Consider the following 22,237-nt stretch of genomic DNA (forward strand, 5'->3'; position numbering starts at 1 on the left):
ACCAGTGTCGTCGAGGGCATCAACAACACCATCAAGGTCATCAAGCGTCGGGCTTACGGGTACCGCGACGAGGAATACTTCTTCCTCAAAATCCGTGCCGCGTTCCCCGGTAATCCGCGATGAACCGTTTTTTTGCCGTTGCTTCCCGCACGATGCCCACGAGATCAATACCCCCGACGGGCTAACGCATCGGCGGGATGGCCAACGGTAGGGTTCGGCGCATACTGGAGCCTCGTTCCAACCGCTCCGCCGCCTGTTGCCTGTCGCGACGGGCCACTGCCCCGAAACCGCCCATGAAACTGAAGCTCGACATCGTCCAGCTCGCCGGCCGCGACGGCGACACGCACTACAACCTGCAGCGCACGCTCGAGGCGATCGCGGCCTGCGCGCCCGGCACCGACATCGTGATGTTTCCGGAAGCGCAGCTCACTGGCTTCCTCGATCCGTCGAATCTGGCCGAAGTCGCCGAGCCGCTCGACGGGCCGAGCGTCGGCGCGGTGATCGCGGCCGCACGCGAGCGCGACGTCGCGGTCGTGGTCGGGTTGATCGAGAACGATGGCGGCCGCTTCTACAACACGACCGTGTTCGTCACGCCGGACGGTATCGCGCTGCGCTATCGCAAGACGCATCTGTGGGTGAGCGAGCACAGCGTCGTGCTGCCCGGCGACCGCTACGCGACGGTCGAATGGCGCGGCGTGCGGATCGGCCTGCTGATCTGCTACGACAGCGAATTTCCGGAGACCGGCCGCGCGCTCGCCGCGCTCGGCGCACAGCTGATCCTCGTGACCGACGGCAACATGGAGCCGTACCGCAACGTCCATCGCACGTCGGTGTCGGCGCGCGCGATGGAAAACCAGGTATTCGCGGCGGTCGCCAACCGCGTCGGCGACAGCGCGCACGACGTCGTGTTCGCCGGCGGCAGCCTGGCGGTCGACCCATACGGCAACCTGATCTTCGAAGCCGGCAACACCGAATCGCGGCATGCGATCGAACTCGATTTCGACCAGCTCGCCGCGTCGCGCACGGTCTACGACTATCGACGAGATCAGCGCCTGCACATCGCCGGCGAGCGCATCGAGCATGCGGACGGTCGGCGCGAGCTGCTGATTCCGTGACACGCCCCTGACCAAAGCCCGCAGCGGCGCCACGCGTCACGCCGGGTCGGGCACCTCGATCGCCAGCAGCGCCGAGCTGACCGACTTGCCGTGCGCGTCGAGCGCGAGCGAGCGCGTCACGCCGCCGCCGAGCGCATCGCGCAGCACGAAGTTGAACGCACCGAGCGACGGCAATTCGTAGCGCACGACGTCGCCGTGCACGATGCCCGCGAGCCACGCCTTCACCGCGTGCGCATCCAGATGCAGGCGCAGATGGTCGTAATGGCGCGGGTCGACGCAGATGACCGATACGTTCAGCGTATTGCCCTTGTCGCCGGTGCGCGCATGCGCGAGTTCACGCAGTTGCATCATGCCTCCACGAATGAGAACGACGGCGTCACGGCCGCCCGCGGCAGCAGCACCGACTGCACGGCGATCACCTCGCGCGTCGACTTGAACGCGCCGCCGCCGCCGGCCGGCCCGTTCGTATAGAGCGTCTCGACTTCATTGCCGATCCGCGCGGCTTCGGCAGCGCTCGCCGCGCGGCCGGCCACCCGCACGCGCACCTCGGCCGGCTCGCCGCGCACGGCCGGTGTCGCGGCGCCATACAGCGAATCGACGCCGATCAGGTCGAAACGCCACTCGGTCGCCGCGACGCCGGTCAGCGCCAGCCGCTCGCGGACGATGTCGAGCGCGAGGCGCGCGCGTTCGAGCGCGCCCGGTCCGCCGTACGAGATCTGGCCTTCGCCGATGTAACCGTCGACATACGCGACCGACACCTTCAGCGTATCGGGTCGCGCAGTGCCGCGCCCGCCCGTCACGCGTACGCGGCCGACGGCCTCCTCGACAACGGCCACACGCGTGAAATCGGCGACGACGTCGGGCTGCAGATAGCGCGCCGGATCGTGAATCTCGTAGAGCAGCTGTTCCTTGCAGGTCGCCGCGCTCACGCGGCCGCCCGCGTGCGCCACCTTCGTGATCACGACCGAGCCGTCGGCCGCGACTTCGCCGATCGGGAAGCCGAGCCGCGCCAGGTTCGGCACGTCCTTGTAGCCGGGATCCGCGAAATAGCCGCCCGTCACCTGCCCTGCGCATTCGAGCAGATGGCCGACGACGGTCGCAGCCCCAAGCGTGTCCCAGTCGTCCATCCGCCAGCCGAATGCGTGGATCAGCGGCGCGGCGAACAGCGACGGATCGGCGACGCGCCCGGTCAGCACGACGTCCGCGCCGGCCGCGAGCGCGTCGACGATCGGCGCGGCGCCGAGGTACGCATTCGCGGACACGATGCGGTCGCGATACGCGGCGACGTCGTCGCCCGATTCCTCGAAACGGAACGCGCCGCGCAGCACGACGTCGAGCACGTCGTCGCCTTCGACCGCCGCGACCTTCAGTCCCGCGATGCCGAGCGACTGCGCGATCTGCGCGGTACGTCGTGCTGCCGCGCGCGGGTTCGCGGCGCCCATGTTCGACACGATGCGCACGCGTTTCGCCGCCGCGACCGGCAGCACGGCGCGCATCCGCGCGTCGAGCAGCGGGTCGTAGCCGAGCGCCGGGTCCTGCCGGCGCGCCTGCTGCGCGATCGCGATCGTGCGCTCGGCCAGGCATTCGAACACGAGATAGTCGAGCTGCCCGTGTTCGGCCAGTTCGACCGCGGGCTCGATCCGGTCGCCCGAGTAGCCGGCGCCCGCGCCGATGCGCACGCGCGGTTCAGGTTGATTTGCTGTCATGTCCGTACCGTCGTCCAGCGGATCACGCCGCCGGAAATGATCAAAAGATGCCCAGCACGACGCATGCGATCGTCATCACGATCGAGGCGCCGAACAGCAGCGGGAACGTGAATTTCTGGTGCTCGGCCAGCTCGATCCCGCACAGGCCGACGACGAGGAACGTCGCGGGCGTCAGCGGGCTGACCGGGAACCCCGTCGTCATCTGGCCGAGCAGCGCGGCCTGCCCGACCTGTACGGCCGGCACGCCGAGCTGGCCGGCCACTTCCGCGATCACGGGCAGCACGCCGAAGTAGAACGAATCGGGATCGAACAGCATGCTGAGCGGCATCGAGGCGATACCGAGCACGACCGGAATGTGGCCGGCCATCGACGGCGGCACGAAGCCGACCGCCGCTTGCGCCATCGCCTTCAGCATCCCGCTGCCCTGCATGATCCCCGTGAACACGCCGGCCGCGAGCAGGATGCCGGCCATCATCAGCGCGGCGCGCGCATGCGCGTCGATGCGCTTTCTCTGCATGTCGACGTCCGGGTAATTCACCATCAACGCGATGCACAGCCCGACCATGAACATGATCGCGGGCGGAATCTTCTCGCCCATCACGACCATCGTGCCGAGCACGACGAGCGTCAGCACGAGGTTGAACCAGAACAGGTGCGGGCGGCGCAGCGCCTGCTCGTCGGGCGTCAGTTCGCGCTTCGGCAGCGGGATCGACGCATCGTCGCGCGACAGGCCGAGGCGCTTCTCCTCACGCCGCCCGAGCCAGTACGCGATGCCGAACACGAACACGAGCCCGATCGCCTGCACCGGGATCAGCGGATTGAACAGCGCCGACACCGGCAGGTGCAGCGACGCCGACGCGCGGATCATCGGCCCCGTCCACGGCAGGAAATTGATGCCCGCGGCCATCGACACGGCGGCGGCCAGCACGCGCCGGTCCATCTTCAGCCGGTCGTACAGCGGCAGTACGGCCGGAATCGTCACGAGAAAGCAGACGGCGCCCGAGCCGTCGAGGTGGATCAGCAGCGCGAGCAGCGTCGTGCCCATCACGATGCGCGTGGGCCGCGTGCCGACCGCGCGCAGGATCCGGTCGATGATCGGGTCGAGCGTGCCGGCGTCGGTGATCGTCCCGAAATACAGGATCGCGAACACGAACATCCCGACGACGGGCGCGAGGCCCTTCAACCCGTCGATCACGAACTTGCTGGTGTGCAGCCCGAAGCCGCCGATCAGCGACGCGGCGATCGGCACGAGGATCAGCGCGACGAGCGGCGACATCCGCTTCGACAGAATCGCGGCCAGCAGCACGACGATCGTGCCCAGCCCGAGTAACGGCAGCATCGGTGTCTCCTACCTTGTCTTTTGTTGGAGACGAGCGTAAGGTCGGCGCAGCGATAGCACAATTGAAATGATTTGATCGCAGCAATCACGAACCGTTATGGATCTGAATCTTCGCGACATTCGCGCCTTCGTCACCGTCGCGCATGCCGGCAACTTCACACGCGCGGCGGCACGCCTGCACCTGTCGCAGCCGGCGCTGACCGTGCAGATCCGCCGGCTCGAGGAGATCGTCGGCGCGCGCCTGTTCGACCGCAACAGCCGCAGCGTCGCGCTCACGCAGACCGGGCGCGAGCTGCTGCCGCTCCTGCAGCGCTCGCTCGACGACATGGAGCGCGTGCTGCGCGATGCACGTGCGCTCGGCGAAGGCACGAGCGGCACGGTGCGGCTCGCGTGCCTGCCGACCTTTGCCTCCAGCGTGCTGCCGGAGCTGATCCAGTCGTTCCGGCGTGATGTGCCGCGCGCGGGCTTCGAGATCCGCGACGGCGTCGCGAGCCTCGTCACCGCACTCGTGCGCAACGAGGAAGCCGATCTCGGGCTGACCGGCGGCGACACGTTCGACGCGTCGCTGGAGGTGCTGTACGTGGGCGCCGACCGGCTCGTCGCCGTCTGCCCGATGGATCATCCGCTCGCGCGCAAGCGCCGCGTCACCACCGCCGACGTCGCCGCCGTGCCGCTCGTGCTCACCGCGCAAGGCACCAGCGTGCGCAGCGTCGTCGACGCCGCGCTGGAAGCGGCCGGCTGCACGCCCGACATCGCGTGCGAGCCGACCTACATGATGACCGCCGTCGCGATGGTGCGCGGCGGCCTCGGCGTGACGATCCTGCCCGCGACCGCACGCGAGGTGCGCGCCGAGCCCGAGCTGGTCGCGAAGCCGATCGACGATCCCGCGTTCGTGCGGCCGATCGCGCTCGTCGCGAAACGCGGGCGCACGCTGCCGCGCGTCGCGCAGGCGTTCGCCGAGGCAATGCTGGCGGAATTGAAAAAGCGCGCGTGAACCGCGCGCCCTGAAGCGAATGGGCTGGTCGCCCGACGCTTACTGCGCGTCCGGATCGACGTGCAGCGATTCGCCGATCGCATAGAAATTGCCGCCCGCGATGTAGTGCAGGCTGCGCAGCGCGGGATCGGCCGATTCGAAATACCAATGGCCGTCACGGAATACGCGCGTGTCGGACCATGCACCGACCACTTCGCCGATGAACAGGTCGTAGGTCTGCTGGTTGTGCGGCTCGGGGATCAGCTTGCACGCGAGCCAGCCCGAGCAGCCGGCGACGAACGGCAGGTCGTGCCCCTCGACGTCGAACAGCTCGACGCCCGCTTCGCGCAGCTTGTCGGGCCGTTCCGCGAGACTGTGGCTGCCGACCGCATGCGTGAGCTGCAGCTGCGCGGCAGTCGGCACCTGGATCACGAACGTGCCGCTGCGCTCGACGAGCTCGCGCGTCATCGCGGACTTGTCGAGCACGACCGTCAGCTTCGGCGGCAGAAAATCCAGCGCGCACGCCCACGCGGCCGCCATCACGTTGTCGACGCCGTCTTGGCGGGCCGACACCAGCACGGTCGGGCCGTGGTTGAGGAGGCGGTACGCTTTCTTCAGCTCCACCGGAGCGATGTGACTGTCCATACGGGTTCCTTGGAGAACGGCGCGCACGGACGGATGCCGTGCGGCGCGGCGCCGGCCGGCGCAGCTGCGCGCGCCCGGGCCGCAGGCCGCATTCTCGCACCCAATTTCAATCGACGCTGGCGCTGCCGCCGGTCACTTCGCGAACAGCTGGCCGATGTCGCGGAACGCCTTGAATTCGAGTGCATTGCCGCACGGGTCGAACAGGAACATCGTCGCCTGTTCGCCGACCTGCCCCTGGAACCGCACATACGGCTCGATCACGAAGGTCACGCCGAACGAACGCAGCCGCTCGGCCAGCGCTTCCCAGCTCGGCCAGTCGAGCACGATCCCGAAATGCGGCACCGGCACGTCATGACCGTCCACGGCATTCGTGTGCGCGCCTTCCTGCGACGCGGTCTTCGGATGTTCGTGGATCACGAGCTGGTGCCCGTAGAAGTCGAAGTCGACCCACTGCGCGCTCGAGCGCCCTTCCGCCAGCCCGAACACACGGCCGTAGAAATCGCGCGCGGCCGGCAGGTCGTAGACCGGAATCGCCAGGTGAAACGGGGAAAGACTCATGGTTGCCTCGTGAAGAAACGCTCGCGTGGCGCGAGGACGGCACCATGGTAGACAAGGTCGAGCAAAAATTAAATCAATATATACTTTCGCGATTCACAAACGGAATTGATGAATGATCCGCGAGCTGAAAACCCTCGTCGCCGTCGCCCGGGAAGGCACGTTCGCCGCCGCCGGCAACCGTATCGGGCTCACGCAGGCCGCCGTCAGCGCGCAAATGCAGCGTCTCGAGGCCGAGCTCGGCTTCGCGCTGTTCGACCGGCAAGGCCGGTCGGCGCGGCTCAACGACAGGGGTCATCACGTGCTCGACCAGGCGCAGGCGCTGATCGGCCTGTACGAGAACCTGAGCTCGACGGCGCCGGGCTCGCCGGCCGCCGTGCGCGTGACGATCGGCGCGATCGCGTCGGTGCAGGGCGCGCTGCTGCCGGCCGCGCTGGCCGAGTTCCATCGCCGGCATCCCGCGTGCCGGACGCGCGTGATCCCCGGGCTGTCTATCGAGCTGGTGAACCGGGTCGATACGGGCGAGATCGACATGGCCGCGATCATCCGCCCGCCGTTTTCGCTGCAAAGCGACCTGCACTGGACGACGCTCACGCAGGAGCCGTTCCGGCTGATCGTGCCGCGCGGCGTGAAGGGCAAGGACTGGGCCGAACTGCTCGCGAGCGAACCGTTCGTGCGCTACGATCGTGCGTCGTTCGGCGGCCGCCAGGTCGATCGCTTCCTGCGCAAGATGCACATCGCGGTACGCGACACCTGCGAACTCGACGAGCTCGATGCGATCGTCAAGCTCGTCGAAAACGGCGTCGGCATCGCGATCGTGCCGCAGACGGCCGTATATCGCCGCTGGCCGGCCGGCGTGCGCGCGATCGACCTCGGACCGCACACGTTCCACCGCGACATCGGGCTCGTGCATCGTGCACGGCGCACGATGCCGGAACCGGCACAACAGCTCGCGCAGCTGATCGAAACGGCGGCGCGGATCGGCGTGCCGTCGCGTCCCGCCTGACCGGCGCGTGGGCGCTCAACGCCGCCCGGCTGCCCAGTCGACGGCCGCGTCGAACAGCGCAACGCCGGCCGGCGACAGGTTCGTGAACGTGTCGTTGTCGAGGAAGAACATCACGCGGCGTGCCGGTGCGAGCGCCTCGTAGTCCATCGTCGCGCCCTTCTCGTACGCGAAGACCGCGGCCTTGTCGGGCTGTCCGTACACGGTCGCGATCGTGATCGCGCCGAGCCCCGGCTTGCCCCAGCTCATCGGCGCCTGCTTGCCGTACACGTTGGTTGCGCCGGCCGGCAAGCCGGCCGCAATCGGATGCGGCGCGTTGACGAGCCACAGGTAGCGCTCCTTGCCCGTTTCGCCGAAATCGACGTCGTGCCGCTTGCCCGTCATCGCGAGATCGTCGAGCAGGTCGTTTTCCCATGTGACGAGCGGCTTGTCGAGCGTGCGCCAGCCGGGCCGCACGTTCTTCGACGACACCGTCGACGAGATCACGACCAGGTCGGCGTCGCGCGCCGCATCGGGTGTGGCCGACTCGTCGATCAGGCGCACCGCGTAGCCGCGTTCGCCGAGGTGCTGGCCGATGCGTTCGTCGACCTTCAGGTTCGGGCCGCGCAACTGCACGAGCATCGCGACGCGCGTGACGGCCGGCGGCGCATCGGCGGCGAACGCAGGCGCCGATACGCCGACGCCAACGCCCGCGGACAGTGCGAGCACCGAGCCCGCGATCGCGCGCAATGCGCGGCGCCGTGCATCGCCGCCACCGGCAACGGCGCGCGCGGCGCCGGTCTTCATCTTCAGGGTCATCCGGGTCTTCTCCAAAACCGCGCGCCGGCGCACCGGCCGCGCGGCGATTGCGTGGTCAGAACTGCAGCGTGGTCAGCAGCGATACCTGTCGCGCATCGCCGATCGCGACGAAGTAACGATTCGCGCTCGACGGGTAGTACGTGCGGTTGAACAGGTTCTTCACGTTGAGCTGGAACGACAGCTTCTGCTTGCCGATCTGCGTGTCGTAGGTCGCGAACGCGTCGGCGAGCACGTACGACGGCAGCGTGAAGCTGTTCGCCGAATCGCCGGGCCGCGCGCCGACATAGCGCGCGGCCGCGCCGACGCGCAGGTCGTCGCCGCCGATCACCGTGCCGAAGTCGTAGACGGCCGCGAGCGACGCCGTGTGGCGCGCGACGTTCCACAGCTGGTTGCCTGCATACAGCGGATCCTCGGTCGTCTTCGCGTCGATGTACGCGTAGCTCGCGATCACGTTCACGCGTTCGCCGATCTTGCCCGACACGTCGAGCTCGACACCGCGCGAGCGCGCCTTGCCCGACGTGCGCCAGTCGGTCAGCTTCGTCGCGTCGTTGTACTGCGACACGAGCACGTTCTTCTTGTCGATGTTGAACAGCGCGAGCGTGCCCGTCAGCCCGCCCGGCAGGTCGAGCTTGCCGCCCACTTCCCACGCGGTCGCTTCCTCGGGCGGCGTCGCGCCGTCGATGATGTAGCCCGTCATCGGCGCGATCGACGACGACGGCTTCAGCGACTGCGAATAGCTGCCGTACAGCGAGAACGTATCGGTCCACTTGTAGACGATGCCCGCGCGCGGCAGCCACTTCGAGCCGCTCAGGTCGGTGTTCGCCGTGAACGGCCGGCCGCGCCCCGCGACCTGGTTGTACGTGATGTAGCGAAGGCCGCCCGACACGATCCACTTGTCGGTCAGGTGAATGGTGTCCTGGAAGAACGCGGACGCATCGTGCAGCGTGTCGGTCTGGTCGCTGTCGCTCGCGGATACCGTGCTCGACGGCGGCAGCAGCCCGTACACCGGATCGATGTAGTTGAACGGCGTCTTCACGGCCTGGCGCAGCATGTCCTTGCGATAGATGCGGCGGTATTCGGTATCGAAACCCACCTGCACGTCGTGACGCATCCCCGCGAGCGTCAGCTTGCCGTTCACGTAGCCGACCCCGTAGCTGTCGGTGCTGAGCGAACCGTGCGTCGCATCGTTGCTGCGCGTCATCGTGCCCTTCACCGGATCGACGCCGGTCGTGCGCAACTGGTTCGCGTCGTAGGTCTCACGGTTGTAGCTGTAGCCGAAATGCGCGCTCCAGTCCGCATTGAACTGGTGATCGACGGTCAGTTGCGCGAGATGCGATTCGCCGTCCATGTTGTTGAACGGCTCGTCGATCCGCCGCCGCGCGGGAATGTCGAGCGGTGCATTGGTGCGCGGATCGAGCGCGGTGCCGCGATCGAACGGCGAGTGGAACTTGCGGTACTGGTAGGACACCGCGACCTGCGTATCGCGGCCGTACCACGCGAGCGACGGCGCGACGAAGGTCTGCCGGTTCTCGCCGAAATTGCGCCAGTACTGCTCGTTCGACTGGTCGACGATCAGCCGATATGCGAGCCGCGAATCGCCGATCGGCCCCGTCGAATCGAACGTTGCGCTGCCGCCGTTCTTGCCGTGCCCGAACGTCGATGCGCCGAGCGAAATCGCGTTGTAGCGCACGAGCTGCGGCTGCTTGGTGACGACGTTGATCATGCCGCCCGGATCCATCAGCCCGTACAGCAGCGAGGTCGGCCCCTTCAGCACCTCGACGCTGTCGACCGCCGCGTTGAACGCACGGCCCTGCACGAGCGGCATGCCGTTCTGCATGATCGAGCCGTCGCGGTTGCCGCCGAAGCCGCGCTTCATGATCGTGTCCTGCGTACCCGCGAGCGTGTTGCCCTGCGTGATGCCGCTCACGTTGCCGAGCGCGTCGTCGAGATTGCGCGGACGCTGGTCGCGCAACACTTGCGCGGGCACGATGTTGACGGCCTGCGCGGTGTCGAGCAGCGGAATCTCCGAGCGCAGCACGCCGGCTTCCTTCGGCGCGCGATAGCTTTCGGCACGCAACGCGCTGGAGCGCACGTTGATCGCCGGCAGCTCGGCGGCCGGTGCGATGTCGGCCGCCACGGGCCGCGCCGCCGAACCGTCCGCGCGCATCAGCGTGTAGCCGCCGCCCGGCTGGCGCAGCGCGACGAGCCCCGTGCCGGCCAGCAGGCGATCGAATGCGCCGTCGATGTCGAACCGGCCATGTACGCCGCCGCTCGTCAGGCCCGTTGCCATGTCGGCCGGAAACGCGAGCAGGATGCCCGCCTCGCGCCCGAACCGGTTCAACGCCGCTTCGAGCGCGCCGGCCGGAATGTCGAATGTGCGGCGCGGCGCGCGCTGCGCGGCGGGCGCCGCATCGGCGTCGGTGTCGGCCAGCGCGGGCAGCGGCAGCAGCGCCGACAGCAGGACCGCGCCGGCCAGCCTGCTGGCAAGACGGCCCGGCGCGGCCGCGCGCGGCAGATGACGGGCGGGCGCCGGACGGCGCCGATACGTGAGACGGATGGAAACCATGATCGGAGAGTCGGTGGACGATGGGCCAGTGCTGCTTTCAATACCCATGTCACGCGAACATCGAGAAACAGCTCAGGTCGGCGGAAATATTTTTCGACGAACTCACGAACGGGCCGGCACGACCGTCGCCCAGTAGCGCGTCAGGTAGTGGACGTCGATCGGCAGCGTCGCCTTCAGCGTGTCGAGCACGCGTGCGGGATCGTCGAGCGGATAGGTGCCCGACACACGCAGGTCGGCCACGGCCGCATCGCAGCGCAGGCTGCCGCGCCGATAACGGTCGAGCTCGGCGACGAGGTCGGCCAGTCGCATGCGCGACGCGACGAGCATGCCGCCCGTCCACGCGGACGCATTCGGATCGAGCGGCGCCGGCACGCCGATCGCATCGCGCGTGAAGTCCGCGCCCTCTCCCGCCGCGATCACGCGCGTGCCGGCCGTCGCGTCGCCCGGCTGCACGCGCACCGCGCCGGCGAACACTTCGACGCGTGTCGCGCCGTCGCGCTGCCGTACCGCGAAGCGCGTGCCGAGCGGCTGCAACTCGCCTTGCGCGGTCGCGACGACGAGCGGCCGCGCGGGGACGCGCTCGTCATGCCCGCTCGTCACCATGATCGTGCCGCGCAGCAGGCGCAGGCGGCGCGCTGCGTCGTCGAAATCCACGTCGAGCGCCGAGTCGGTATCGAGCACGACGACCGTACGATCCGCGAGCGTCACCGTGCGCTGCTCACCCACCGCCGTGCGCAGGTCGGCCGGCCAGATCGCCGCGCGCCGCGCGGGCTCGGCCATCCATGCGGCACCGCCCGCGAACAGCAGCACAGCCAGCGCCTTGACGGCCGCGCGGCGGCGGCCCGCCCGCGGCGGCAGCAGCGCCGCGTGCGCGGCCTGCGGGTCGAGCCCGGCCGCGAGCCGGCCGAGGCGGCCCTGCATCGTTTCGATATGACGCCATGCCGCATCGTGCGACGGATCCTCCGCGCGCCAGCGCGCGAGCGCAGCGGCGAATGCGTCGTCGGTGCGGCCGGACTGCCGGTCGACCCACCATTCGACTGCGCGGCGTGCAACGTGCGGTGGCACCGACGGTGCGCGTGGAGCGGCCATCGGTCAGGCCGCCATCGCGAAGAAGCACTGCGTGCCGGCCTTCACGAGATGACGCTTTACCGTCGCGAGCGACACGCCGAGTTCACGCGCGATCTCGGCCTGCGTGAGCCCGTCGAGCTGCGCGAGCAGGAACGCACGCTTCGCCGCGAGCGGCAGGCCGTCGAGCAGTCGATCGATTTCGAGCAGCGTCTCGAGCACGACGGCCCGCTCTTCCGGCGACGGCGCATACGCTTCGGGGCGCTGTGCCAGCACGTCTAGATACGCCCGCTCGATCTGCTCGCGCCGCCAGTGATTGCTCAGCACGCGCTGCGCGACCGTCGTCAGGAACGCGCGCGGCTCGTCGGCGCCGATCGGCTCGTCGCGTGCAAGCAGGCGCATGAAGGTGTCGTGCGCGAGATCGGCCGCGCGGTGCGCGCAGCCGAGCTTCCGGCTCAGCCAACCGCGCAGCCACGCGTGGTGGCCGGCATAGAGGGCGTCGATTTCTCGATGGAGGGACAGCTTGTCAGCGGACATGGCCGGGTTCCGGGTGCGCAGGCGTCAACGATTCTGTAAATGAGAATGATTATTATATACAAAAGTAAGCCTGCGCCCCGGTTTCGATGCGCGCCGGTGCGCGCAGCCATGATCAGGTGCGGCGTGATGGCGACGCCGCGATGCCGGTGCCGGCCGCGGACGATACGTCCTTAACACACCCGTCACATCGCGGCCAATTCAATTCATTCAATAATTATTTGACGGATCAATAACAATATTCGGACCGTCGCCATTCCCCCATCGATTGCGCGCGATTGTCACGGGATATGCAAGACGCAATGAACAAATCGCGAAATGACAACCCATTGATACGCGACCATCAATAATTCAAATCCCTCAATAGTTCGTTTCGGAGGACGCCTCTGTCTGCGTCAGACCACAAAAGAGAATTTCATTTTTGCCGTTTTATTGCGGCTCTGTAGTCTCCTGCCATTCCGGATCACGAACACGAGCGCAATGCGCAAGGAGATGAAATGAAACGCACGACCCTCTCGCTGATTTCGGTCGCGTCATTCGCGGCGATTCCGGTCGCACATGCGCAATCGAGCGTCACGCTGTACGGCGTGATCGACACGTCGATCACCTACGTGAACCATGCGCAGGGCAAGGACAATGCGTGGATGCTCGGCAACAGCAGCGCGGGCAACCTGGCCGGCAGCCGCTGGGGCGTGAAAGGCACCGAGGATCTCGGCGGCGGGCTGAAGGCGCTCTTCCAGCTCGAGGACGGCTTCGACCCGAGCAACGGCCGGCTGGGCCAGGGCGGCCGCATGTTCGGCCGTCAGGCGTTCGTCGGCCTGACGAGCGACCGCTACGGCACGCTCACGTTCGGCCGCCAGTACGATCCGCTCGTCGATCTCGTGCAGGGCATCACCGCCGACAACTACCTGGGCAGCGTGTTCGCGACGCCGGGCGACGTCGACAACTACGACAACAGCTTTCGCGTCGACAACGCGGTGAAGTACACGTCGCCCGTCTATTCGGGCCTGCAGTTCTCGACGATGTACTCGTTCGGCGGCATTGCCGGCAGCACGGGCGCCGCGCAGTCGTACTCGGCCGCCGTGTCGTACAACAACGGCCCGTTCAGCGTCGCGGGCGGCTACTTCCATGCGACCAACGGCCCCGCGTCGAACGGCCTGCGCACCGGCTGGACCAGCTCGTCGGACGGCACGTTCGACGGCCCGATCAACAACGGCTATGCGAGCGCCCACTCGATCGGCATCGCGCGCGTCGCGGGCCAGTACGTCGCCGGCCCGTTCACGTTCGGCCTCGGCTACAGCAACGCGCAGTACCGCCGCGACGCCAGTTCGGCGTTCGGCTCGAACGAGCACTACAACACGGGGCAAGGCTTCGTGAACTACCAGGCGACGAATGGGCTGCTGGTCGGTGTCGGCTACAGCTACACGCGCTCGGGCGGCGACACGTCGGCCACCTATCACCAGGTCTCGGCCGGCGCCGACTACAACCTGTCGAAGCGCACCGACGTCTACCTGACCGCCGCGTACCAGCATGCGAGCGGCCAGACCGGCGACGGCAAGGGCGGCTCGATGGCCGCGCAGGCGTCGATCGGTTCGTACGGTTATGCGGGGACGAGTTCGCAGACGATGGTCAACCTCGGGCTGCGTCACCGCTTCTGATGTAAAACGGCCGGCTGCGCACGGCGCAGGCCGGTCGCATCCGCATTGCGCACGCGGCGGCTTCGGTCGCCGTTGTTCTTTGCCGCTTTTATTCGAGCCGCGCAAGGATTACCCGGTGAATTCCTGTTCACGCCATTCAATCCCGTGCTTACGGCACGACTGACGCAATGCGTCAGGTTCCGATCGCTGTGATCGCACCGGTATTCATCGAAAATCCAGCCATTTTTACCGATCGGGCGTCGTCAGGCCGCGTGGTCCGACGCGATAAAAATGCGTGGCTAACGCGAGCACAAATGCAAAGGAAAGTTTGACGCGAGCCATTTGCGTCCGCGCTATGGCACACTTCGCGTCTGCGTAATTTCCTTGCACCGGGCGGCCGGATTCCGCCCCAACCTGCCATGCCGCGTCATACAAGCCGTTCGATCAGCCACGAAACGCTGAAAATCGCCTCGACGATCGCGATGTCGTGCGCGCTGCACGGCGTCGCACGGGCCGATTGCCTCGACGACGCGGCCGCGTTCCAGCACGTGAGCGTCAGCCTGATGCGCGGCATCGCGCAGGTCGAATCGGGGATGAACCCGCGCGCCGTCAACACGAACACGAACGGCACGGTCGACATCGGGCTGATGCAGATCAACAGCACGTGGCTGCCGACGCTCGCGCGCGAGGGCATCACGCGGGAAAGCCTGTTCGATGCATGCACGAACGCGTATGTCGGTGCGTGGATCCTGTCGCAGAACATCCGCCAGCTCGGCCCCAACTGGAACGCGATCGGCGCATATAACTCCGCCTCGCCAGACAAGCGCCTCGCGTATGCGCGCAAGGTCTATGATGCAATCCGGACCATGCCGGATTCGCCCGATACTCCCATGCCTATCCTGCCTCCCTCTTTTACGCCGCCGCAACAGGCCGAGGCGTACAACCCGTTCGCGAGCCTGAGCGTGTCCGCGCCGCCGGTCACGCGTCCGCGCACGATATCGTCGGCCCCGCCGCCTCCGCCGCCGCAGGGCGGCCCCGCCGGCCCGGCCGGCTCGTACAACTTCGGCTGGACGGTCACGGGTGCGGACCAGGCGAAGCCGACCCAGGTATTCGACGACGGCGCACGAGTCTACGTGCAGTTCAGCGACATGAAGCACGTGCCGGCGATCTTCACCGAGACGTCGAGCGGGCGCGTGCTGATGTCGTGGGAGCTGCAGTTTCCGTATGCCGTCCTGACGCGTCCCGCGCAAACGTTGATCTTTCAGCTCGGGCCGTTCGAGGCGCGTGCGCAGCGGGGTGCGGCGGCCGCGGGCATGACCGCGCAGGGCGGCACGACAGGTACGGCGACGGCCGGGGCATCGACCTCGGCATCGAAGAAGTCGGCCAGTACGGCCGCGAATGCGGCGAAGAACACGGCACCCGATACGGCAGCGAAACGCACGGCGTCGGCCGATGCGCTGTGGTACCTGAATACGCCGTCGACGTCGGGAACGGCGGCGGCCTCGCCTTCGACCGCGAACGTTCCCGCCACGCTGCCGACAGCCATCACGTCGAACACGCCGCCGCCCGCGCCGGCTCAAGCACCGGCCGCGGCCGCTCAGCCGTCGCGCGCCAGCGCGGACGCGCTGTGGTACATCTCGAAGTAACGCGCGTCCGGTCGCACGCGCGTCGCGACGCTCATTGATCCGCGGTCGGCCGCAGTTCGGGCGCATTCATGTCGTCCACCCATTGCAGTTCGGCCGTGCCGTTCTTCCTGAAGTACACGCGCAGATAACGCGACGCCGACCGTCACCCCCGCCGCACCCAGATCACTTTCCCGTCGCGAATACCGAGGTCGCGACGCTCCTGCCGATAATCCATCGTGCCCGGCAACGACTTGCCGTCGCGCTCGAGCACGCGCCACAGACAGCCGTCGAGCAGCGCGGCCGCTTCGGCCTCGGTCTTGCCGATCAGCGCGTCGTCTGGTGTGGCGTCCGCCTTGCACACTTGCGCGGGGATCGGAGCCGCGCCGCCGGCGGTGGCGTTGGGGTGCTTCGTGTCCATGTCGGCACATCCTGACAAAGTTGCACCAGCAACGAGTGCAACGAGCATCGCGATCGTGTTCTTCATCGTTTTCTCCGTGTCGCGGCCCGGCGCAGCAGGCGCGGGATGCGCGCACGCACCGGGCGTTGGATCCATAACGGGTTCTGCGAACGCACCGTATTGCGCGATCCGCTCGAGTCGAATCGGCTTCGCGCTGTCACCTCGGCAGCCTGATCCCGAAGCCGAAGCCGGGCCGCCGTCATGTTACCGCAACGATCCGCGGCGAACTCGTGCGCCCCGTACGGAGAGCGCGCGCATCACGCCGGCCGCTCAGAACTTGTACGTCACGCCCGCAATCCCGTAGTAGTTGCTGCGCGACTGGACGATCGGGCTGTCGCCGGAGCGGCCGAGCAGCCGCGTCACGCCGCCCGTCGCAAGTACCGACCAGTGCTGCGACAGCGTCCAGTTCCATGCGACCGCCATCGACGCGCTGTCGATCCCGCCGCTCACCGAATACGGCCGGAACCGGCTCGTCATCGACTGCGCGTCGGTCACGCCGTAGAACGTCTGCGTATAGCGCCCCGATCCCGCGTGCACGGTGCCCGTCACGATGATCTCGTGCTGCGACGTCTTGAACACCGGCACCGCGAGATCCATGTGCCCCGACACGCCGCGCGTCGTGTGCGTGACCGGCGTATCGATCGTGACGCTCAGTTCCGCCGCATTGAAAAGCGTCACGCCCGCGCGCACACCGACGAGCACCGAGCCCGGAATCCGGCCCATGCCCTTCAGGTAGTCGGAGCCCGGCAGGTCGAAGCGGTTCTCGTCCGCGCGGCCCGGGTCGTAGTTCACGGCCGCCGACACGAACACGCCGTGCGGCAGGTCCAGCCGGTAGCCGGCGCCCTGCGTGCTGTCGACGAAGAAGCCGTTGCCGAACGTGGCGGAGAACGAAGGTGCGACGCCCCCGCGATACTGGCTGCTGCCCGGATAGCGCGGTGCGACACCGCCGCCGAGTGACAGCGAATACTGGTTTTCCGCGTGGGCGGCGGCGGCAAGGGTCAGGCCGGCGAGCGGCATGCAATAGCGAGAGCGGCGGAGTAATGGGCGCACAATATTGAGATAAGAGTGACGGAGCCCGCAGTCTAGGTGCCGCCTTGCGCCGAGACTGTCCTGAATCTGCGGAGAATCTGTGCTCAATTGTGTTTGATTGTTCGAGATTGTCGTCCTGCTCCCCAGCCCTTCGGTACGCCGGATAGAATTCGCGTGCCGCGCCGCCCCATCAGCCTGCCAGGTGCGAGATGGCGCGTGCATCCAGAGGAGACCATGAACGAAAACCCGCTCAAATACCGTGTGCTGCTGATCGAGGACGACGACCGTCTCGCGCAGCTCGTCCGCGAATATCTCGACGGCTACGAATTCGCGGTGACGGTCGTGCGGCGCGGCGACCTCGCCGTCGCGGCCGTGCGCGAGCACCAGCCGGCCCTCGTGATCCTCGACCTGATGCTGCCGAACCTCGACGGGATGGAAGTCTGCCGGCGCATCCGCGCGTTCACCAACGTCCCCGTGCTGATCCTGACCGCGCGCGCGGATGTCTACGACCAGGTTGCCGGCCTCGAGACCGGCGCCGACGACTACGTGACGAAGCCGATCGAGCCGCGCGTGCTCGTCGCGCGCGCCCGTGCGCTGTTGCGCCGCGCGCAGCCGGCTGCCGCCGAAGCGCCCGTCGCCGCGCCGGAGGCACTCGTGTTCGGCGAACTGACGATCTCGCCGCCGAACCGCACCGTCACGTGGCGCGGCGAGCCGGTCGACCTGAAGACGGCCGAATTCAACCTGCTGCTTATCCTCGCGCGCGCGGCCGGCACCGTGCTGAGCCGCGACGACATCCTGAAGCAGTTGCGCGGGATCGAATTCGACGGACTCGATCGCTCGGTCGACTCGGGCATCTCGAAGCTGCGCCGCCGGTTCGAGGATGCATCATCGGAGCCGCACAAGATCAAGACGATCTGGGGTCGCGGCTATCTGTTCAGCCCTTCCGCGTGGGACGAATAAATGCTGCGCCCGTTGCTCAGGCTGTACCTCATCGTGATCGTATGCGTCGCCGCGTCGATCATGTTCATCCAGCTGGCGTTCGACCGGATCTTCTATGAACGCGTCGCGCAGGCGCAGCGCGACTCGCTGACGACCTATTCGTTCGTGCTGAACGACTACCTCGAGCGCCATCCGGGCGCGCAGCGCGAGCTTGCGCTGCGCGAACTCGCACTGCACGGCAACGAAGGATTCGGCTTCATGTCGATGGCCGACGCGCGCGCACAACTCAGCGGCGCGCCGCTGCGCGATCTCGATGCCGGCAGGATCGCGATCAGCTACAACGGCAAGGATTACTACATGCCGCTCGCGGACGGCTCCGTGCTGCATGCGCGCCCGATCGAGCCGCCGGACCTCGACATCCGGATCTATGCGTACCTGTTGCTCGCGCTCGCGGCGCTGTTTGCGGTAGCGCTGTGGATTCACTATCACTGGCGCGACATTCGCAGGCTGCAGGATGCCGCGCGCGCATTCGGCGCCGGCACGCTGTCGACGCGCATGAAGCTGTCGGGCAAGTCGAACATCTACGAGCTGTCGAAGCAGTTCAACGACATGGCCGAGCGCATCGAGGCGTCGATCAAGCAGCAGCGCGAAATGATGCACGGCATCTCGCATGAACTGAAGACGCCGCTCGCCCGGCTCGAATTCGGGCTCGCGCTGCTTGCCGAGCCCGACGAAACGGGGCGGATGCGCGAACGCCGCGACGCGCTGCGGCGCGACGTGCGCGAACTCGACGAACTCGTCACCGAGCTGCTGACGATCGGCCGGCTCGAACAGGGTGCGAGCGAACTCGCGCCGATGGAGATCGTCGTCGATGCGCTGATCGACAGCGTCGCCGGCAACGTCGCGAACGATGTCGCCGATCGCGGGATCACGCTCGACGTGTCGGCGCACGCTGCGCCCGCGACCCACGTGTGCGATCCGAAGCTCGTCGCCCGCGCGCTGCTGAACCTGATCCGCAACGGCGCACGCTATGCGTCGCACACGGTCCTGCTGGCCGCCGCCAGCGACGCGACCGGCGCGCTCGTGCTCAGCGTCGACGACGACGGCCCCGGCATTCCGGCCGCCGAACACGCACGCGTGTTCGAACCGTTCCAGCGGCTCGACTCCAGCCGCGACCGGCAGACCGGCGGCTTCGGGCTCGGGCTCGCGATCGTGCGGCGCGTCGCGCAGGTGCACGGCGGCGACGTGCGGCTCGAGGATTCGCCGCTCGGCGGCGCACGCTTCGTCATCACGCTGCCCGCGCTGACACTGCCGGACCGCCTGTTCGACGTCACAGGCACCGATTCACGTGTCGCCACGCTCGGCGAAGGCAAGCGCACGGCCGCGCCGTTGCGATGACAGGCACGGCAGGCCGCCACCCTGTCCTCGCCTGACCGGACGTGACGGGATTGCGCCGCTCAGCGGCGGCGCAGCAACGCAACGAAGAACAGGCTGCCGAACAGCGCAGTGACGATGCCGATCGGCAAATCCTCCGGCGCCGCGAGCGTGCGGGCCGCGACATCGGCCCACACGAGCAGGATCGCACCCGCCAGCGCGGCGACCGGCAGCAGCCGGCCGTGCTCGGCGCCGACGACGCGCCGGCACAGATGCGGTGTCACGAGCCCGACGAAGCCGATCGCACCGCTCACCGCGACCATCGCGCCCGTCGCGAACGATGCGACGACGAACACCTCGCGCCGCATCCGCGCGCTCGGCACGCCGAGCGACGCCGCGGCGACATCGCCCGACATCAGCGCATTCAGTTCGCGCCGTCGCGCGTACAGCGCACCGCCGGCGAGCACCGCGCACACGGCCGGCACCGGCAGCAAGTCCCAGCGTGCGAGCCCGACGCCGCCGAGCATCCAGAACAGCACCGATGACGCGGCACGCTGGTCGCCGAGATACAGCAACAGGTTGCCGAGCGCGGCCATCATGAACGACACCGACACGCCCGTGAGCAGCAGCCGGTCCGATTCGAGCCGGCCGCCGCGGTGAGCGAGCGCGACGACGCACGCGGTTGCCGCGAGCGCACCCGCGAACGCAGCGGCCGACAGCGTGAACGGGCCGAACGCCGCGCCGACCATCACCGTGACCGCGACGGCGCCGAGCATCGCGCCCGCGCTCACGCCGAGCAGGTGCGGATCGGCCAGGCGATTCGCGGTGGCCGCCTGCAACGCGACGCCGACCGCCGCCAGCGTCGCGCCGACGATCGCGGCCAGCAGCGCGCGCGGCATCCGGATCAGCCACACGATGCTGTCGTCGCCCGCGCCCGCCGCGAACGCGCCGGCGCCGCCGAACGCCGACGCGATGTGCGTGACGACGATCCGCACCGCGGCCGGCATCGAAATCTGCGCCGGACCGAACGCGGCCGATACGACGATCGACACGATCAGCAGCACGGCCAGCGCCGGCAGCACGACGCGCATGCCGGGTCGCGACGCCCGTCCGCGCAGGCTCATCGCACCGGCCCGGTGAACGCGGCCGGATACAGCGCACGCGCGAGCGTCTCGACAGCCGCGACGTTCTCGGGGCCCGGCGTCGCCGCATCGTAGGGAATCACGACGAAGCGCCGGTCGCGGATCGCAGCCACGCGCGCGAGCGCCGGCTGGCTCAGCAGGAACTGCTGCTTCTGCGCGGCCGTCACCGCCGAATAGTCGACGATCACGATCGCCTGCGGATCGCGCGCGACCACGCTCTCCCAGCTCACCTGCGTCCAGCTGCGCGGCAGGTCGTCCATCACGTTGCGCGCGCCGGCCGCCGCGAGCAACGCGGTCGGCATCGCGAGCCCGCCCGCGGTCATCGGCTTGTCGGTGCCGCTGTCGTAGACGAACACGCGCAGCGGCGCCGGCTGCCCGATCGCGCGCGACACCGCCGCGAGCCGCGCACGCATTGCGGCGACGACCTGCGCGGCGCGCGCGTCGACGCCGAAGATCCGGCCGAGATTGTTCAGGTCGCGGAACACGTCGTCGAACGACGCGGCCGATTGCTTCATCACATGCGAGCACGATTCGGTCAGCTCATAGGTACGAATGCCGAACGGCGCGAGCGTCTCGGGCGTCACAGGGCCGCCGACATGCATCCCGTAGTTCCAGCCCGCGAGATAGAAGTCGGCGCGCGCGGCGGCCAGCACCTCGAGCGACGGATACTGGCTCGCCAGTTCGGGGACGCCGCGCAATGCGTCGCGTACGCGCACGGTGCCCGTCTTCCAGCCGCCGATGCCCGTATAGCCGACGAGCCGGTCCTTCAGGCCGAGCACGAGCATCATCTCGGTCAGGTTGACGTCGTTGCTGACCGCGCGCGTCGGCGCGCGCTCGAACGTCACGTCGCGGTCGCAACTGCGCACGGTGACGGGATAGGCGCCGGCGTGAGCGGCGGCGCAGCCGAGCACGGCGGCGGCAAGCAGCCGGCGTGCGACAAAGGACACTGGAAACGGCATGGCGGTCATTCCGGATGGAGCGGCGTGATGCGCGGCCGGCCCGAGACGGGATGCCGGTCGACGAGCACGGCAACGCCGAACACGTCGCGCAGCAGCGCTTCGGTCAGCACGTCGCCGGGTGCGCCGGACGCGACGACCCGGCCGTGCGCGAGCACGTGGAGCCGGTCGCAGTACGCGGCCGCGAGATTGAGGTCGTGAATCGTCGCGAGCGTCGCGATGCCGAGGCGGCGCACGCGTGCAAGCAGTTCGAGCTGGTGACGCAGGTCGAGATGATTGGTCGGTTCGTCGAGCAGCAGCAGTTCGGGCTGCTGGGCAAGCGCGCGGGCCAGCAGCGCACGCTGCTTCTCGCCGCCCGACAGCGACGCGAAGCGTTGCGCGCGGCGCTCGACGAGGCCGACGTCGTGCAGCGCGGTTTCGACGATCCGGCGATCGTCGGCCGACTCCGCCTCGAACGGCCGCTTGTGCGGCGTGCGGCCCATGCCGACCAGTTCGTCGACCGTCAGCCCGAAATCGTCCGGCGTCTCCTGCTGCAGCACCGCGATGCGCTGCGCAACCGCGCGCGGCCGCATGCGCCATACGTCCTGCGCATCGAGCGCAACACTGCCCGCGTCGGGCCGCGCGTAGCGGAATATGCAGCGCAGCAGGCTCGTCTTGCCGCTGCCGTTCGGGCCGACCAGCCCGACGAACTCGCCTTCGACAACCGTCAGCGTCACCGAATCGAGCACGTCGATCGCACCGCCGGGAGACCAGCTCACGCGTTCGATGTCGAGCATGTG

Annotated in this window: 22 protein-coding genes; 8 read left to right on the top strand and 14 right to left on the bottom strand. The window is 68.2% G+C overall.

All coding sequences use genetic code 11. From position 1 onward, the window contains the following. Together DIE03_RS21545 and DIE03_RS21550 are read left to right on the top strand one after the other, a co-directional pair. A partial coding sequence (locus DIE03_RS21545) for a transposase (protein WP_143329487.1) occupies window positions 1–123 on the top strand: 123 nt, incomplete at its 5' end. A gap of 170 nt (window positions 124–293) precedes the next feature. Beyond that, complete coding sequence (locus DIE03_RS21550) at window positions 294–1,115, top strand: carbon-nitrogen hydrolase family protein (protein ID WP_124453827.1); 822 nt, start codon at window positions 294–296, stop codon at window positions 1,113–1,115. Between the two features lie 36 nt (window positions 1,116–1,151). On the opposite strand, the gene DIE03_RS21555 is transcribed toward DIE03_RS21550, so the two are convergent. The 3 genes from DIE03_RS21555 to DIE03_RS21565 are packed head-to-tail and all read right to left on the bottom strand — an operon-like array spanning window position 1,152 to window position 4,160. Continuing rightward, on the bottom strand, window positions 1,152–1,463 hold the full coding sequence (locus tag DIE03_RS21555) for a hypothetical protein (protein WP_124453829.1): 312 nt from the start codon (window positions 1,461–1,463) through the stop codon (window positions 1,152–1,154). Beyond that, on the bottom strand, window positions 1,463–2,821 hold the full coding sequence (locus DIE03_RS21560; protein ID WP_124453831.1) for an acyclic terpene utilization AtuA family protein: 1,359 nt from the start codon (window positions 2,819–2,821) through the stop codon (window positions 1,463–1,465). Before DIE03_RS21560 ends, DIE03_RS21555 begins: the two co-directional genes overlap by 1 nt. Before the next feature lie 40 nt (window positions 2,822–2,861). Then, a complete protein-coding gene (locus tag DIE03_RS21565; RefSeq protein ID WP_124453833.1) occupies window positions 2,862–4,160 on the bottom strand; it encodes a CitMHS family transporter in 1,299 nt (432 codons plus the stop codon). Window positions 4,161–4,257: 97 nt separating this feature from the next. On the opposite strand from DIE03_RS21565, the gene DIE03_RS21570 reads away from it, so the two are divergent. Beyond that, the gene (locus DIE03_RS21570; protein ID WP_124453835.1) at window positions 4,258–5,154 is read left to right on the top strand and encodes a LysR family transcriptional regulator; all 897 of its coding nucleotides are present in this window, start codon (window positions 4,258–4,260) and stop codon (window positions 5,152–5,154) included. Between the two features lie 39 nt (window positions 5,155–5,193). Here DIE03_RS21570 and DIE03_RS21575 read toward each other — a convergent pair whose 3' ends face one another. Together DIE03_RS21575 and DIE03_RS21580 are read right to left on the bottom strand one after the other, a co-directional pair. Further along, window positions 5,194–5,778 carry a flavin reductase family protein gene (locus DIE03_RS21575; RefSeq protein WP_124453837.1) on the bottom strand — a complete coding sequence of 195 codons (585 nt, stop codon included), beginning with the start codon at window positions 5,776–5,778 and terminating at the stop codon, window positions 5,194–5,196. A gap of 132 nt (window positions 5,779–5,910) precedes the next feature. Continuing rightward, a complete protein-coding gene (locus DIE03_RS21580) occupies window positions 5,911–6,336 on the bottom strand; it encodes a VOC family protein (protein ID WP_043182401.1) in 426 nt (141 codons plus the stop codon). 112 nt (window positions 6,337–6,448) lie between these two features. Here DIE03_RS21580 and DIE03_RS21585 point away from each other — a divergent pair, with 112 nt between their 5' ends. Continuing rightward, on the top strand, window positions 6,449–7,339 hold the full coding sequence (locus DIE03_RS21585) for a LysR family transcriptional regulator (RefSeq protein ID WP_124453839.1): 891 nt from the start codon (window positions 6,449–6,451) through the stop codon (window positions 7,337–7,339). A gap of 15 nt (window positions 7,340–7,354) precedes the next feature. Here DIE03_RS21585 and DIE03_RS21590 read toward each other — a convergent pair whose 3' ends face one another. The 4 genes from DIE03_RS21590 to DIE03_RS21605 are packed head-to-tail and all read right to left on the bottom strand — an operon-like array spanning window position 7,355 to window position 12,302. Next, window positions 7,355–8,134: a hypothetical protein gene (locus DIE03_RS21590; RefSeq protein ID WP_124453841.1), complete on the bottom strand. Its 780-nt coding sequence runs from the start codon at window positions 8,132–8,134 to the stop codon at window positions 7,355–7,357. Between the two features lie 55 nt (window positions 8,135–8,189). Further along, the gene (locus DIE03_RS21595; RefSeq protein ID WP_124453843.1) at window positions 8,190–10,748 is read right to left on the bottom strand and encodes a TonB-dependent receptor; all 2,559 of its coding nucleotides are present in this window, start codon (window positions 10,746–10,748) and stop codon (window positions 8,190–8,192) included. Window positions 10,749–10,802: 54 nt separating this feature from the next. After that, a complete protein-coding gene (locus tag DIE03_RS21600; RefSeq protein WP_124453845.1) occupies window positions 10,803–11,789 on the bottom strand; it encodes a FecR domain-containing protein in 987 nt (328 codons plus the stop codon). Between the two features lie 3 nt (window positions 11,790–11,792). Beyond that, window positions 11,793–12,302 (bottom strand): sigma-70 family RNA polymerase sigma factor, encoded by a 510-nt coding sequence (locus tag DIE03_RS21605; RefSeq protein WP_124453847.1) that lies wholly within the window; start codon window positions 12,300–12,302, stop codon window positions 11,793–11,795. A gap of 494 nt (window positions 12,303–12,796) precedes the next feature. Between DIE03_RS21605 and DIE03_RS21615 the strand changes: the two genes are divergently transcribed. Both DIE03_RS21615 and DIE03_RS21620 read left to right on the top strand, forming a co-directional pair. Beyond that, window positions 12,797–13,957 (top strand): porin, encoded by a 1,161-nt coding sequence (locus tag DIE03_RS21615; RefSeq protein ID WP_124453849.1) that lies wholly within the window; start codon window positions 12,797–12,799, stop codon window positions 13,955–13,957. Window positions 13,958–14,355: 398 nt separating this feature from the next. Further along, the gene (locus DIE03_RS21620) at window positions 14,356–15,582 is read left to right on the top strand and encodes a transglycosylase SLT domain-containing protein (RefSeq protein WP_124453851.1); all 1,227 of its coding nucleotides are present in this window, start codon (window positions 14,356–14,358) and stop codon (window positions 15,580–15,582) included. A 142-nt stretch (window positions 15,583–15,724) separates the two neighbouring features. Here the strand turns inward: DIE03_RS21620 and DIE03_RS21625 are convergent, their stop codons facing one another. Further along, window positions 15,725–16,045: a hypothetical protein gene (locus DIE03_RS21625; RefSeq protein ID WP_124453853.1), complete on the bottom strand. Its 321-nt coding sequence runs from the start codon at window positions 16,043–16,045 to the stop codon at window positions 15,725–15,727. A gap of 243 nt (window positions 16,046–16,288) precedes the next feature. Continuing rightward, window positions 16,289–17,035, bottom strand: a complete 747-nt coding sequence (locus DIE03_RS21630; protein ID WP_124453855.1) for a MipA/OmpV family protein — start codon at window positions 17,033–17,035, stop codon at window positions 16,289–16,291. Window positions 17,036–17,281: 246 nt separating this feature from the next. On the opposite strand from DIE03_RS21630, the gene DIE03_RS21635 reads away from it, so the two are divergent. Both DIE03_RS21635 and DIE03_RS21640 read left to right on the top strand, forming a co-directional pair. Continuing rightward, window positions 17,282–18,007: a response regulator gene (locus tag DIE03_RS21635; protein WP_124453857.1), complete on the top strand. Its 726-nt coding sequence runs from the start codon at window positions 17,282–17,284 to the stop codon at window positions 18,005–18,007. Next, the gene (locus tag DIE03_RS21640; protein ID WP_260434928.1) at window positions 18,008–19,384 is read left to right on the top strand and encodes an ATP-binding protein; all 1,377 of its coding nucleotides are present in this window, start codon (window positions 18,008–18,010) and stop codon (window positions 19,382–19,384) included. Window positions 19,385–19,443: 59 nt separating this feature from the next. Here DIE03_RS21640 and DIE03_RS21645 read toward each other — a convergent pair whose 3' ends face one another. From DIE03_RS21645 to DIE03_RS21655, 3 genes are read right to left on the bottom strand one after another with little or no spacing between them, the layout of a single operon-like run. Beyond that, window positions 19,444–20,484 (bottom strand): iron ABC transporter permease, encoded by a 1,041-nt coding sequence (locus DIE03_RS21645; protein WP_124453859.1) that lies wholly within the window; start codon window positions 20,482–20,484, stop codon window positions 19,444–19,446. Then, window positions 20,481–21,470 carry an ABC transporter substrate-binding protein gene (locus DIE03_RS21650; RefSeq protein WP_124453861.1) on the bottom strand — a complete coding sequence of 330 codons (990 nt, stop codon included), beginning with the start codon at window positions 21,468–21,470 and terminating at the stop codon, window positions 20,481–20,483. Before DIE03_RS21650 ends, DIE03_RS21645 begins: the two co-directional genes overlap by 4 nt. After that, entirely contained in the window at window positions 21,467–22,234 is a 768-nt protein-coding gene (locus DIE03_RS21655; protein ID WP_185658195.1) for an ABC transporter ATP-binding protein, read from the bottom strand. Before DIE03_RS21655 ends, DIE03_RS21650 begins: the two co-directional genes overlap by 4 nt. Between the last annotated feature and the right edge of the window lie 3 nt (window positions 22,235–22,237).

Source organism: Burkholderia sp. Bp8992 (assembly GCF_003853705.1).
Classification (GTDB): Bacteria; Pseudomonadota; Gammaproteobacteria; order Burkholderiales; family Burkholderiaceae; genus Burkholderia.